Source organism: Alishewanella sp. HL-SH05 (assembly GCF_052655985.1).
Window position 1 is genome coordinate 1795446 of sequence record NZ_CP199753.1, and the last position, 13919, is coordinate 1809364.

At 42.8% G+C, this 13919-nt stretch carries 13 protein-coding genes; 9 read left to right on the plus strand and 4 right to left on the minus strand.

The features are described from left to right. Positions 1-205: 205 nt before the first annotated feature. From ACUJFL_RS08195 to ACUJFL_RS08230, 8 genes are all read left to right on the plus strand, one after another. A complete protein-coding gene (locus ACUJFL_RS08195) occupies positions 206-2173 on the plus strand; it encodes an EAL domain-containing response regulator (RefSeq protein ID WP_445428967.1) in 1968 nt (655 codons plus the stop codon). Positions 2174-2195: 22 nt separating this feature from the next. Further along, positions 2196-3350 (plus strand): HDOD domain-containing protein, encoded by a 1155-nt coding sequence (locus ACUJFL_RS08200; RefSeq protein WP_445428968.1) that lies wholly within the window; start codon positions 2196-2198, stop codon positions 3348-3350. An 85-nt stretch (positions 3351-3435) separates the two neighbouring features. After that, a complete protein-coding gene (locus ACUJFL_RS08205) occupies positions 3436-3708 on the plus strand; it encodes a hypothetical protein (protein ID WP_445428969.1) in 273 nt (90 codons plus the stop codon). 697 nt (positions 3709-4405) lie between these two features. After that, positions 4406-6316: a threonine--tRNA ligase gene (thrS, locus tag ACUJFL_RS08210; protein WP_306176657.1), complete on the plus strand. Its 1911-nt coding sequence runs from the start codon at positions 4406-4408 to the stop codon at positions 6314-6316. Between the two features lie 38 nt (positions 6317-6354). Then, positions 6355-6897 carry a translation initiation factor IF-3 gene (gene infC / locus ACUJFL_RS08215; protein ID WP_226750998.1) on the plus strand — a complete coding sequence of 181 codons (543 nt, stop codon included), beginning with the start codon at positions 6355-6357 and terminating at the stop codon, positions 6895-6897. Positions 6898-6988: 91 nt separating this feature from the next. After that, on the plus strand, positions 6989-7186 hold the full coding sequence (gene rpmI / locus ACUJFL_RS08220; protein WP_082122441.1) for a 50S ribosomal protein L35: 198 nt from the start codon (positions 6989-6991) through the stop codon (positions 7184-7186). A 17-nt stretch (positions 7187-7203) separates the two neighbouring features. Beyond that, positions 7204-7560 (plus strand): 50S ribosomal protein L20, encoded by a 357-nt coding sequence (gene rplT / locus ACUJFL_RS08225; RefSeq protein WP_226750916.1) that lies wholly within the window; start codon positions 7204-7206, stop codon positions 7558-7560. A gap of 257 nt (positions 7561-7817) precedes the next feature. Next, positions 7818-8597, plus strand: a complete 780-nt coding sequence (locus ACUJFL_RS08230; protein ID WP_445428970.1) for a PEP-CTERM sorting domain-containing protein — start codon at positions 7818-7820, stop codon at positions 8595-8597. A gap of 106 nt (positions 8598-8703) precedes the next feature. On the opposite strand, the gene ACUJFL_RS08235 is transcribed toward ACUJFL_RS08230, so the two are convergent. From ACUJFL_RS08235 to upp, 4 genes are all read right to left on the minus strand, one after another. Next, a complete protein-coding gene (locus tag ACUJFL_RS08235) occupies positions 8704-9825 on the minus strand; it encodes an META domain-containing protein (RefSeq protein WP_445428971.1) in 1122 nt (373 codons plus the stop codon). 61 nt (positions 9826-9886) lie between these two features. Continuing rightward, complete coding sequence (locus ACUJFL_RS08240; protein WP_445428972.1) at positions 9887-10165, minus strand: alpha/beta fold hydrolase; 279 nt, start codon at positions 10163-10165, stop codon at positions 9887-9889. A gap of 146 nt (positions 10166-10311) precedes the next feature. Further along, positions 10312-10773 carry an alpha/beta hydrolase gene (locus ACUJFL_RS08245; protein WP_445428973.1) on the minus strand — a complete coding sequence of 154 codons (462 nt, stop codon included), beginning with the start codon at positions 10771-10773 and terminating at the stop codon, positions 10312-10314. Positions 10774-10834: 61 nt separating this feature from the next. After that, the gene (gene upp, locus ACUJFL_RS08250) at positions 10835-11461 is read right to left on the minus strand and encodes a uracil phosphoribosyltransferase (RefSeq protein WP_226750920.1); all 627 of its coding nucleotides are present in this window, start codon (positions 11459-11461) and stop codon (positions 10835-10837) included. Positions 11462-11577: 116 nt separating this feature from the next. Here upp and ACUJFL_RS08255 point away from each other — a divergent pair, with 116 nt between their 5' ends. After that, a complete protein-coding gene (locus tag ACUJFL_RS08255) occupies positions 11578-13797 on the plus strand; it encodes a DPP IV N-terminal domain-containing protein (protein WP_445428974.1) in 2220 nt (739 codons plus the stop codon). Positions 13798-13919: the final 122 nt, after the last annotated feature.

A 13919-nucleotide genomic window follows, 5' to 3' on the forward strand; every position in this document is an offset into this window, starting at 1 on the left:
CTTATTTGTCTCTTTGTTTAAGATATGCTATAAGTTAAAAATAATCAAGAAAAATGGTATTCGCCACTTAGTAAGTCATCTGGCAATGCCTAATAGCTCCGACTTACGATTATTATAAGCAGAAGATATGTTTTGAGCACTGTATTAGCGGAACACTCGATAACAGTTTGCTGGCAAGCATTACTACCTTATTAATGTGGTTTTTATGATTAAAAAAATACTAATTGTAGATGATGAACCCAGCATTTTGAGATCGCTCAACAGATTGCTTTTCAGGGCAGGCTATAAAGTGTTTTCAGCGGATAATGCAAAAGCAGCATTGTCAGTGATGCAGCAGGAGGCTTGTCAGCTTCTGATTACGGATTTTCGAATGCCAGAAATGGACGGGGCAGCATTACTCGCCGAAGTTAAATTATCTTATCCTTCAACGGTAGCTATGGTGCTAAGTGGATACACTGATTTTGATTCTGTTTTAAAATTGCTTAACGGTGGTACGGCTTTCCGTTTTTTAGAAAAACCTTGGGATGAAGTAGAGCTATTAGCCGAAGTTGAAAATGCTTTCAAAGCCTATTACGAAAGGAGCAATAACATTTTTGTTAATTCGTTAATGGCAAGTAGTTCCGATGCAATAATAGAAGTGTTCGCTGACGGTAAAATCGGCCGTGCAAATGGTATTGCTAAACAGATGTTCGACCTAGATTATGATCCTTATTCAACTTTATATGAGCTATTCTCAACGACTTCAGCGCATGAGTTGACTGATTTAATAGCCAAAGAAAAAGACCATGCGGTTTTAAAAACAACAAAAGACTTAGATGTTGAAGTGTTTGTAAAAGTTTTTGAGCCTGGTGCCCTTCTGCTTCACTTACAAATTATTGAAGAAGCGCCTCCCTTGTTTTCAAGCAGTATTAATTTACCTGCAGTTCTCGATCAAAGGTCAATTGTTCGAAAAGCTGATAGCTTGCTTGAACGCGGTGAAGCGTTTTCGATGGTTGCGATTAAGTTAAAAGATTACGCTTTTTGGTCTAACATTATTGGTTATTCCGAAGTTGAAGCGTTAGTTGATGAAATATCTGCAACCTTTTTAGAACAAGCTGAAGGACTCTCTGGAACGTTAGGTTATTTAGCGAATGAACAGTTTATTTTGATTTTTGAAAATGTGGCTTCAGACTTGGATGTTTACGAGAGACTCACTGCGCTACTAAAACCGTTAACTATTGAAAAGTTTAGAAAAAATGGTTTGGGGGTTGAGTTTGTCATCTCTTATTGCCTTGCACCTTGGGATGGTAATTCTGGTCGAGAGCTTCTGAGCCATGTACTTGTTACAAATAGTTTGCATGTGCAAGGGCATTCCGGTTTTTTTATGCGGTATAACGCAGCATTAATTGACCGTAAACGTGAGCAATTGCTACTCAGTGAGGCGTTATCTTATGCGATTGAAAATGAACAACTTTACTTGCATTTTCAACCACAGTTTGATGTATGCCAACAAAAAATTATTGGTTGTGAAGTGTTATTACGCTGGCAACATCCTACTTTTGGTGATGTTTCGCCAGCGATCTTTATGCCAATAGCAGAACATGATGGTCAAATTATTGAAGTTGGTTATTGGGTTATTCAACGTGCTTGTCTGGCACTAGCCAAGTGGATAAATCAAGGTGTCGCTTTAAACAAAGTTTCTATTAATGTTTCTGGTAAGCAATTAGCGCAAGACGATTTTATTTCGCGTGTTAAAGCGATATTGGCTAACTTAAAGATAGATACCGCGTTACTGGAGTTTGAGCTCACCGAATCTTGGATAGTTGAAAACATTGAACAAAGCGCAAAAATACTGAGCGCTTTAAAAAAAGTGGGTTTTAGTATCGCTATCGATGATTTTGGCACAGGTTATTCATCATTAGCTTATTTATCAAAGCTACCGATAGATACAATAAAAATTGCGCGATCTTTAATTTCTCCTATTGTGCACGACATTAATACTCAAAGCATGATAGCAAACATTATCCGTATGGCGCATGACATAAAAATTCAGGTAGTGGTGGAGGGCGTAGAAACGCTTGAACAACGCCATATTTTAGAAAAGCTTAATTGTGATGTTATTCAGGGATCTTTAATAGCACAACCTCAAATAGAGGCATGTTTTTTAAAGTGTTTAGGCATTGCAGAACCATAATTTATTACTACAGGAGTAGGGTATGACGGGGTTGAATGTCCTGTTTATTGATGATGACAGTTTTATGTTAAAAGCTTTGCACCGTGTATGTCGCCGTTTAAAGCCTGACTATCATTTCGTTTTATGTGAGCAACAATCTATGTGGCAGAGTGTCTGGGGCGAAAGCACCCCTCCAGACGTGGTCTTTTGTGATTATTTAATGCCAATGAGAAATGGCGATGAAGTACTTGAGGAAATTGCCTGTACTTATCCCTCTGCGGTAAGGGTTTTGCTGACTGGAGACGTGACTGAAGATGTGATCATTAAGGCCAGTGAGGTTGCGCACTTTGTGTTGAGTAAACCTTTTGCTGAAAACGATTTAAATCATGTTTTTTTATGTTTAGAGCGTTTGAACGAATTGCAATTTCCTCAGGTCTCTCGAGCGAAGCTGGGGCAAATTGGATACTTTTTTGTGTTACCGGAACTGGCATTAAAGTTACAGAATCTCTTATCACAGCCGGATATCGATATCAAAGACGTTACTGAACATATTGTGACAGATAGCGTGATAACGGCGAAGATTATACAGTTTGCTAACTCAGCATTTCTTGGATACCGCGTTCATACTACCTCTTTAGCGGAAGCAATAAAACGTCTTGGCTTGCGTCTGGTCGAAGCGATCGTGATATCCATCTCCGTTGAGCAACAAGTATCATTAAGAATCCCTCTCTCAGTTTACAAGCATTGCAGTGAGTGGACATATCGCTATGCCGCCGCATGTCGGCAAAATAGCAAAACACTTGGGTTTAGCACGGAAATGCAGGATTTTATTTATGTTGCTGCTTTATTGACAGGGCTTGGGCACTTTTCACAGGCTTTAGAGCAGACCGATTACGACCCTGATGCTGAAAGTAAATTAATTGATATCGAGCAAGCTCTTTGTTACAAGCCGTCGACAATGAGTGCTGTTTATTTTTTAACCTTATGGGGCTTTCCTTCTGATATATGCAAGACAGTGCTTTTTCAGGATAAACCGCCTTTTAGTGGTGTTGGTCTAAATGAAAAATCACTGAGCTTGGTGATGTTTGTAACGAAATTATCATTATTAGGCTCTTTAACCTCCGAAGCAAAGCAGAGAATTAAAACAGAGATAAATGACACGGCGACTATGCAATGGCTCGAGTTGATAATGAGATGATTTTTGAAGTGACTACAACTGATCTTGCGATAAGTTGTGATATCAAAAAAATTTAGCTGTTATAAGCACAATAATGGAGCATTCATTGACCTTACACACGTTAACCCTAAAAGATACTCATCAAAGTCGAGTTGCCATTAAACGCATACTGAAAGCCACAACTGAAGAAGCGAAGACACAAGGTATGTTTTTGCATACCGAAGTATTTGTTAGTGATGAGAGTGAAAACGCTGTAACAGTGATGCTTTACACGAAGGAAAGGGCCGTGTCTGGTGGTTATCTTGTGAATTTTCTTGCTGACTTATTACGGCGATACGGCGATGTGAAAACCCATAAATGGGAGAGCTTAAATGATTAATCTCAATGTATTTATTGTTTGCGGTTAAGGCTACTTTCAAGTTTTCTGCAATCAATAGGTACTTCAATAACCTAACAACCTTGCATGGTTATTTATGTTAGTTCCCTCAGACTCGCTTTTTTGCTCCAAAACAATTTGAGATATTCTGAGTAATAGGTTCCTGAAATCGCTCAGTACATAGTCATCGATTATGTGAGTGGAAAGAGCCTTGCAGATTGCAGTTAGCAATAAGTTGTCAGCTTTTACATGCATGGTGTCAACCTTTTACTTTAGTACCCAATAAAAGTATGGCAGTGGAATTAAGGCTCGGCCATATAAGAGCTTAATTTAATAAATAAATTCATAGTGTTGACATCTCTTATTCAAGTTTATCGATTAAGCAATTAGCTGAACTTATAGCGCTGAGTTGCATGCTGTCATTCTATTTAACGCAATTGTGCTAGTCATATTTCTGTTAAAAAATAAATTTAAGATCCCTTAGCAAATGATTGATAGCAGTTTTTAATGTACAATGCTCATCCCTGTTTTAATCCGAAGCAAAATAGATAAGCAGGTGAAATTCAAAATTGTGTACCACGCTGTGTACCAAACACCCTAAGTTGTGGGTGTCAACTGCCACGCAAGGTGCATAGAATATAGCGTTTTGTTGTTAATCAAGTGACCCTTGGTTTGGGCCACCACTGTAAAAGGATTGATCATGCCAGTTATTACTCTGCCTGACGGTAGTCAGCGCGCCTTTGACCATGCCGTTACTGTACTTGATGTTGCTAAAGACATTGGCCCAGGTTTAGCTAAAGCCACCATTGCCGGTAAAGTTAATGGTGAACTTGTTGATGCTTGTGAACTGATTGAACAAGATGCCAGCTTAAGTATCGTCACCAGCAAAGATCAAGAAGGCTTAGAGATTTTACGTCACTCTTGTGCACACTTATTAGGCCACGCGATTAAACAACTTTGGCCAAACGTGAAAATGGCTATCGGCCCTGTTATTGATAATGGTTTTTACTACGACGTTGATTTAGAACAGCCGATCAGCAGTGATGATTTAGCGGCGCTAGAAGCGCGCATGCTGCAGTTAGCCAAAACCGAATATGATGTGGTAAAAAACAAGGTGAGCTGGCAACAAGCTTGGGATACCTTTGCCGCACGTGGCGAAAGCTACAAGCAAGAAATTCTGGAGCAAAATATTCCGCGTGATAGCAGCCCTGCGCTGTATCATCACGAAGAATATATTGATATGTGTCGTGGCCCGCACGTGCCCAACATGCGCTTTTGCCAACACTTTAAAATTATGAAAGTGGCCGGTGCCTATTGGCGCGGCGACTCAAAAAATAAAATGCTGCAGCGTGTTTACGGTACGGCTTGGGCAGACAAGAAACAATTAGCGGGCTACTTAACCCAGTTAGAAGAAGCCGAGAAGCGTGACCACCGTAAAATTGGTAAAGCACTGGGCTTATTTCACTGGCAAGAAGAAGCACCGGGTATGGTGTTCTGGCACAACGATGGTTGGACTATCTTCCGTGAGCTAGAAACTTTTGTACGCGAGAAGCTTGGCCAGTACGACTACGATGAAGTGAAAGGTCCATTAATGATGGATCGTGTATTGTGGGAAAAATCGGGACACTGGGAAAAGTATGCGGATAATATGTTCACTACCCAGTCTGAGCATCGTGAGTACGCCATCAAACCGATGAACTGCCCGGGCCACGTGCAAATCTTTAACCAGGGGTTAAAGTCTTACCGTGATTTACCGCTGCGTATGGCCGAGTTTGGTTGTTGCCACCGTAATGAGCCTTCAGGTGGCTTACACGGCTTGATGCGCGTGCGCGGCTTTACCCAAGATGATGCGCATATCTTCTGTACTGAAGATCAAGTGCAGGCAGAGGTGACTAAATGTATCAAGATGGTGTTTGATACTTACAGTACCTTTGGTTTTAAAGACATCGTGGTGAAGCTATCGACACGTCCGGCACAACGGATTGGTTCTGATGAGATTTGGGACCGTGCCGAGCAAGGCTTGATGGACGCATTAAAAGCCAATGATATTGCCTATGAACTGCAACCTGGTGAAGGTGCTTTTTATGGTCCGAAAATTGAATTCACCTTGCACGATTGCTTAAATCGCGCATGGCAATGTGGCACAGTGCAACTCGACTTCGCGTTACCGGGTCGTTTAGGAGCCAGTTATGTGTCTGAAAGCGGCGAAAAACTGGTTCCGGTGATGATTCACCGTGCGATCTTAGGTTCGTTAGAGCGGTTTATTGGTATTCTCATCGAAGAGTACGCCGGCTTTTTCCCGACGTGGTTAGCACCCACGCAGGTGGTAATTATGAATATTACCGATAATCAGGCCGAATATGTCGAAGAATTAGTAAAAACTTTCAAATCTCACGGTATTAGAGTAAGAAGTGACTTGAGAAATGAGAAGATAGGCTTTAAAATTCGCGAGCACACACTTAAGCGTATTCCTTACCTCGTTGTCGTCGGTGATAAAGAAGTCGAAGCAGGTGATATTGCAGTCAGAACACGTAAAGCTGATGATTTAGGCAAAATGTCTGTTGCCAGCTTTGTCGAGAAAATGCTGACTGAAATTAAAAACCGGATATAAGCTTTAAGTGAATTATAAAATTTTCGGAGGAACATACTATTAAAGTAGGAAAGAAAACATTACCGGCCAACCGTCCTAACAGGATAAACGAAGAAATTAATCTGCCAGAAGTGCGATTAATTGGTATGGAAGGTGAACAGCTGGGCGTCGTTACCACGACAGAAGCAATTCGGTTAGCTGAAGAAGCAAGTGCTGATTTAGTAGAGATCAGTCCTACAGCAGAACCACCAGTTTGTAAGTTGATGGACTACGGTAAGTTCCTGTTCGAAAAGAGCAAAGCTCTTAAAGAACAAAAGAAAAAGCAAAAACAGATCCAGATCAAGGAAATTAAATTCCGGCCTGGAACTGATGAAGGCGATTACCAGGTAAAACTACGCAACCTGCGTCGCTTCATTGAAGAGGGTGATAAAGCTAAAGTAACACTACGTTATCGTGGTCGTGAAATGGCGCATCAGGAAATCGGTATCGAAATGCTTTCTCGTATTAAAGAGGATCTTAGCGATATCGCCATCTGTGAATCTTTCCCTAACCGGGTAGAAGGTCGGCAGATGATCATGATGCTAGCCCCAAATAAGAAGTAATAAGCGCCTTCAAGTTTATTAAACTGCGGCTTGCCGCAGTTTTTTAACGCCTTATTATTCGTTGTCATTTAACAATGCGAGTTTCAATACTATGCCAAAGATGAAAACCAACAAAGGTGCCGCGAAGCGTTTTAAAAAGACTGCTTCAGGTAACTTTAAACGTAAGCAATCTCACCTTCGCCACATCTTGACGAAGAAGACTTCTAAGCGTAAGCGTCAGTTAGGTCCAAAAACCTTAGTCGCAAAAGTGGATATTGCCGGCTTAGTCCGTTGCATGCCGTACGCATAATTTAATAGGAGTCAGAAATGCCAAGAGTTAAACGTGGTGTGACGGCACATGCTCGTCACAAGAAGGTATTAAAACAGGCTAAAGGCTACTACGGTGCCCGTAGTCGTGTTTACCGGGTTGCTTTCCAGGCTGTTATCAAAGCCGGTCAATATGCTTACCGTGACCGTCGTCAGCGTAAGCGTCAGTTCCGTCAACTGTGGATCGCGCGTATCAACGCAGCGTCACGGATGAACGGTATGTCTTACAGCCGTTTAATTGCAGGTCTGAAAAAGGCTTCAATTGAAATCGACCGTAAGATCCTGGCCGACATCGCTGTTTATGACAAAGCCGCTTTTACTGCTATCGTAGCAAAAGCAAAAGAAGCTTTAGTCTAAACACTGCTTGAATAAAAAAACCACCCTAGGGTGGTTTTTTTATGTCTGCAATTTAGTTTTTTTGTAATTTGAATGAGCGGCTAGGGGGTATTCTCAACTATTGGCTGTCAGTAAATCTTACAAAAAAACAAAAAAATCAAAACATTAATTTATAGGTTATTGATTTTAAGTAGATTATTTTATTGGCTTAATTATTGCTAATTTCTCTTTGGTATTTGTATAAAAACAAAAAGTTATTTTAACAACAAGGATGAATTATGAAATATTTTCCAGCAGTGTTAGCTTTAGCAACGACCTTAATTGCAGTGCCCGCACATGCCGCTTTAATTAACGGTACAGGTAATGTCACACCGAATGTCATTTTTGGTTCTGGTAATGCGAATGGGTCATTTACCGGTATAAACGATGGTTTTTTTGAGTTAGCGCTACGGGGTAAATTGCGTTACAACTTGGCAGGTCAACCCGCAGGCATCTATAACTATGATGGTAATAAAACCTATACTTTTCAGCCTAGTGATGGCATTGCCCCAGCAAACCGTTCATTGTTCAGCTTTGATTGGTCGATTAACGTCGATCCAACTGGAAATCAGGGAACATTTTTAGACCAATTTACCTACTTATTGCAAATTGATTTCGATCCTAGCGCAGGTGTTGATTATTTAGCGTTTGATCCCATTAACGTACCCTTGGCTGACCATGCTTTTGGCGATAATACAACGGGTAATGGTCGTGGAACTAAAGCAGTTAACGCTGTAGGGTATGAAATTTTGCGAACTGGTAGTAATGTCGCACAAAACTCATGGAACTTGGGCTTTTTTGCACCAACAGGTTTTGATGTGCAAACTCAGGGTATCTATACCATTACTTTGTCAGCCTTTGATCAACAAAATGATAGAACTGCATCAACGTCTATCGATATTATCTATGGTGCAGTGCCTGCAAGTGTACCAGAGCCTTCGGCGCTAATGCTGATGTTTGGTGGGCTTATGGGGTTAGGTGCGGTTGCCAGACGTCGGCGCAATAGTAAGAAGAATTAATTCAATCTGATAATTAATGGCTATTTTAAAACCCCAGTGTTGTCATGCACTGGGGTTTTTTATGCGTAGAAGATTTTCGGTATATGTAAAATAACAATGAGCTGTGTTAGTTAACCGCAGGCACCAATTCTAAAATAACTTGGTTATTATAAAATAATTGCAGTTTATCGGCGTTCACTTCCGCGCGGTCAACTTGCTGCAGTTTTTCGGTAAATTGCTGCTCAATGTTGCTGGCGTCAGCGCAGAACTTTCGCGTGCTGGCAAGCGGTTGCACGCTCAGGGTATTGGCTTGTTGCTGATAGCTGGCGTTAAAGTTATTACAGCCGCTAAAACCATATAAACGGTCTTTTTCAAATATAAGCCGAACATTTAACTGGTGTGGAATATAACGGTTAGCCACTTTCTCCGCACGCCAGACAATACCTTGTAACTGTTTTTGAGCAAATTGATCAGGGCAGGTGGCATTAGGCCAAAACTGTTCAAATTTATCGATGTAAAGCGTATCAATACCGTGCTGATCCGCACTTTTACGCCCAACTAAGGTGGCAATAACCGGTTTATTATTTAAGCGTGTATCTTGTTGATACAGGCGCATCATGGGTAAATGATTTTGTGTATTAGCCACCGGTAAGGTGTCACCGTTTTGACAGGTTATAAAGGTCGCAACATTGTTTTTTAATTGATACATACCCAGAAGCGGTTGGCGTGGGTCGAGCTTTTTCAGCGAGGCATAACGGCTTAATTGATACGCTTCAGACGACAAAATGGGCTTACCGGCCAAATCCGTCATCACTAAGTGCTGATTGCTGCGAAAATGAAAAACCGGCAGCGTGCTTTGCTGATTAATCAAATGCAAAGTGCGTTTTTCTAACAACCAAGAGCCGCTAATTAATTGCACTTGGCCACGGCCAAGATACTCTTGACGCGCTTCAAAGCGGCCATCACGATACAGATTAATATGATATGCGATGCCGCTGCAATCCGCACACGGCAAGACGCCTTCAAAAGTCATATCAGTATCAATGAAAATATGCTCGAAATCGGTTGCTAACGACTCGGTAGTATCGTTATTAGCCACTTCGTTGGCATCGGTAACCGGTGCCGGGATGGGTACGGCTAATACCGGTTGTTTCTCTGCACTTAAGGTGGTGGGTTTGTCAGCGCCGATATCGGGTAATTGACTACAGGCCGATAATAATAATGCGGTGACGACAACTAGCTTTTTCATCTTAGAAATCCCTGCCTAAACGTTTCGGCCATTATAACGCATGCACACTTAGGAAACAGGCCTATTTTATCGGTGCAAACCCTTGTAATGCTTCGCGCACCCAAAGTGCACTTTGCAACGGTTGTTCTTGCATAAAGCAATGGCCGCCAGGCACTTGCCGGCTTTGCACCCCGCTGTTTAATTGTTGCCATTTAGCCACGGCTTTGACGACAAATGGAAAGGTTTGTTCCCCATAAAAGATTTTTACCGGTGCCTTTGCTTTACGAAGTGCCGGCCATAGCCCTCTTGGGTAGGAGCTGAACACATCGGCTTCACGCTCTGGTAAGCACTTTAAGCGCACACCATCGTCTTGGTCAGCTAAGGCGTGTTCAACATAAGCATTAAGCGCCTGTGCATCCCAGCTTTGAAATAAACGACGACTTTGAAAGTAACTTAAGGCAGTAGGGCGATCGGGCCAATGTTGGCGTCGCCTTAACGCGGCTTTGGCTAACGGATTTTTTTAAACAGCCGCACACCTTCAAGGGTTCGGGCCAGTAATAGCATTGAGGGGGGGAATAACACCGGATCAAGTAATACCAACCCTTGAAATAACTGTGGATGCTCGGCGTGGATCAGGGCTGTTAATACACCACCAAAACTATGGCCTAAGCCGTAAACGGGCGCAGTGCCAAACAATGGGCGATGGGTTAACCAGGCTTCTGCGGCAATCTGCGCAATGTTATTCCAGCCTAAAAACTGTTCGCCATGATCACTATCACCATGGCCTTGGGCATCCGACAAGAACAAATCATAATGTAGGCTTAGTTGGCGTAGCATAGGGCTGTAGGTTAGGCCGCTAAAGCCGTTACCGTGCATAAAATGTAATACAGGCTTGCCACTTGGCACGCTGTGTTGTCCGCGCACGGTCAGACCCTGTGCGCTGTTATAAGACCATGGGATCAACTGCATGAATTTTCACTTCAAAAAAATACGCATTAAGTACTTAATACTGTGCATGGGCACTAACGGCTTATTTAGTGCCAAATAATTTATCACCGGCATCGCCCAAGCCTGGCAGGATATAACCTTGCTCATTTAAACCTTGGTCTACCGCTGCGGTATAAAGCTCAATGTCAGGATGCGCTTCGCCTAACGCTTTAATTCCCTCAGGGGCGGCAACCAGCACTAAAGCTTTGATTTGTTGGCAGCCATGCTGTTTAAGTAAATCGATGGTTGCAATCATCGAGCCGCCCGTAGCTAACATGGGATCAACAACAATCGCTAAGCGTTGATCCAAATCGGCAGCGAGTTTTTGAAAGTAGGGTACCGGTTGCAGAGTTTCTTCATCACGATAAATACCGACCACGCTAATGCGAGCGCTGGGGATTAAATCTAAAACGCCGTCTAGCATACCCAAGCCCGCGCGCAGAATGGGTACTACGGTCACTTTTTTACCTTGAATTTGTTGCACGTCGCAAGGGCCGTTCCAGCTCTGTATCGTCAGTTGCTCAGTTGGCAGATCTTTGGTTGCTTCATAAGTCAGGAGGCTACCTAGTTCTGCGGCTAATTGGCGAAATTGGCGAGTGCTAATATCGGCTGCGCGCAATAAACCAATTTTGTGCTGCACCAGTGGGTGTTTTACTTCGGTCAGTTTCATCAAGATTTCCTCTGTTCAGCGCAGATAAGCCTAACGCAATCTGCTTTTGCTTGCAGTTTATATCGAAGCATTATACAAACGTTACGCTTAATTACAGCAAAAACACAGGAACAAAAATGCCAGTGAAATTACCACGTGTTTTGATAACACTCAGTTTATTACTTGGAGGTGCCGCTATGGCTGATGCAAAGCAACTTGAACTGGAGCGACTGTTCGCCGATCCAGTGTTAAGCGGCACGACGCCTCGTTCTTTGACCATGGCACCTGACGGTAGCCGTGTTACCTATCTTAAAGGCAAAGTTGAAGATGCCAACCGTTTAGATTTGTGGCAATACCATATTAAAGAGGGCAAACACAGTGTGCTGGTGAATGCCGACCATTTAATTAGTGGTGCAGAAACACTGTCTGATGAAGAAAAAGCCCGCCGCGAGCGACTACGTTTATTTGCTTCGGGTATTGTCAGTTACAGTTGGTCTAAAAGTAGTGACGCTTTATTATTCCCTTTAAATGGTGATTTGTATTACTACCAGCTCGCCAGCAATAAAGCAAAAAAGCTGACAAATACCCCAGAGTTTGAAACCGATGCCACCATTTCACCTACTGGCCGTTATGTTGCTTTTATTCGCGAGCAAAACTTGTTTGTGCAAGAGATAGCGACCGGTAAAGAAACCCAACTGACCTTTGATGGCGGTGGTGATATTAAAAACGGGATGGCCGAGTTTGTGGCACAGGAAGAGATGGGCCGCATGACAGGTTATTGGTGGGCTCCGGATGACAGTAAAATTGCCTTTACCCGTACTGATGAAAGTGGGGTTGCTGAAGTCGTTCGTAATGAAATATATGCTGACGAAATTAAATTGTTTAAACAGCGTTATCCTTATACCGGCACCGCCAATGCGACTATTCAATTAGGTGTTGTGACATTAAACGATGGTAGTGTGAAGTGGCTACCGCACGGTGATAATGCTGATATTTATCTGCCAAGAGTCGAGTGGAGCAAAAACGCGCGGTATGTAAGTTATCAATGGCAAAGCCGTAACCAACAGCAATTAGAACTGCGCTTGGTTGATCTTAAAACGGATCAGCAAACAGTACTGTTAACGGAAACCAGCAACACGTGGTTGAACCTGCATGATGACCTACATTTTTTGAGTAATAATCAAGGCTTTATTTGGGCCTCTGAACGCAGTGGTTATAAACATTTATATCACTATGATTTTAATGGCAAGTTACTGCGTCAGCTCACCGCGGGCGACTGGGTGGTGGATCAGCTAGATGCCGTCAACGAGCAGCAAGGTTTGCTGTACTTTACCGGGCGCAAAGATAGCGTGCTAGAACGTCATCTGTATCAGGTGAGTTTAAAAGATGGCAATATTAAACGCATCACAGAAGCCGGTTATGATCATGCCGTGGTTGTGGCCAAAGATGGCAGCAGTTTTATAGATAGCTTCTCCAATGTCACAACGCCCGATAAAGTAGCGCTGCGTGCCATTGATGGTCAGGTGCTTACCTGGTTAGCGCAAAACACCTTGAACGCAGATCATCCGTTAAACCCTTATCATAGCGAGCTGAATGCCCCGCGTTTTGGCACGTTACAGGCCGATGATGGTCAAACCTTACATTACCGTTTATTTGAACCCAAAAATATCGTGCCAGGCAAACAATACCCTGTGGTCGTCAGTGTCTACGGCGGGCCTCATGCTCAGCGTGTGACGAACAGTTGGAGTCAGCGCAATTTGTATTTGCATTACCTCGCGCAACAAGGCTATCTAGTATTTCAATTAGATAATCGTGGTTCGTACAACCGTGGTAAAGCCTTTGAAGATCCGATCTATAAAAAACTCGGTGAGGTCGAAGTGGATGATCAAATCACCGGTGTTAAGTACCTGCGAACTTTGCCTCATGTCAACCCGCAGAAAATAGCGATTTATGGCCATAGTTATGGCGGTTATATGGCCATCATGACCCTGTTTAAAGCCGGTGATTATTTCACCGCCGGCGTTGCGGGCGCGCCTGTTACCGACTGGGCCTTGTATGATACCCATTACACTGAGCGTTACTTAGGGCACCCACAACAAAACGCCGAGGGTTATCGTGATAGCGCGGTCTTCCCTTATGCCGATGGGCTAAAAGGCGATTTGCTGATTTATCATGGTATGGCTGATGATAATGTGTTGTTTACCCACAGTACTAAGCTGTATAAACACTTACAGGATAAAGGCCTGTTGTTTGAGATGATTGACTACCCAGGCAGTAAACACTCGATGTTTGGTCAGCCGGTTCAAACGCATTTACATAAAAGCATTACGCGCTTTTTTGAGCGTACTCTGAAGTAAAAACCACGCTAACAGGTCGGCGGTTCAGTCGGCCTGTTACTTTACCTACCAAAAAAAGCGATAACTTGGAGAGATCAACGCGCTAAAACACCGCTATAGAGCGAATGGCAAACTTAACCGCC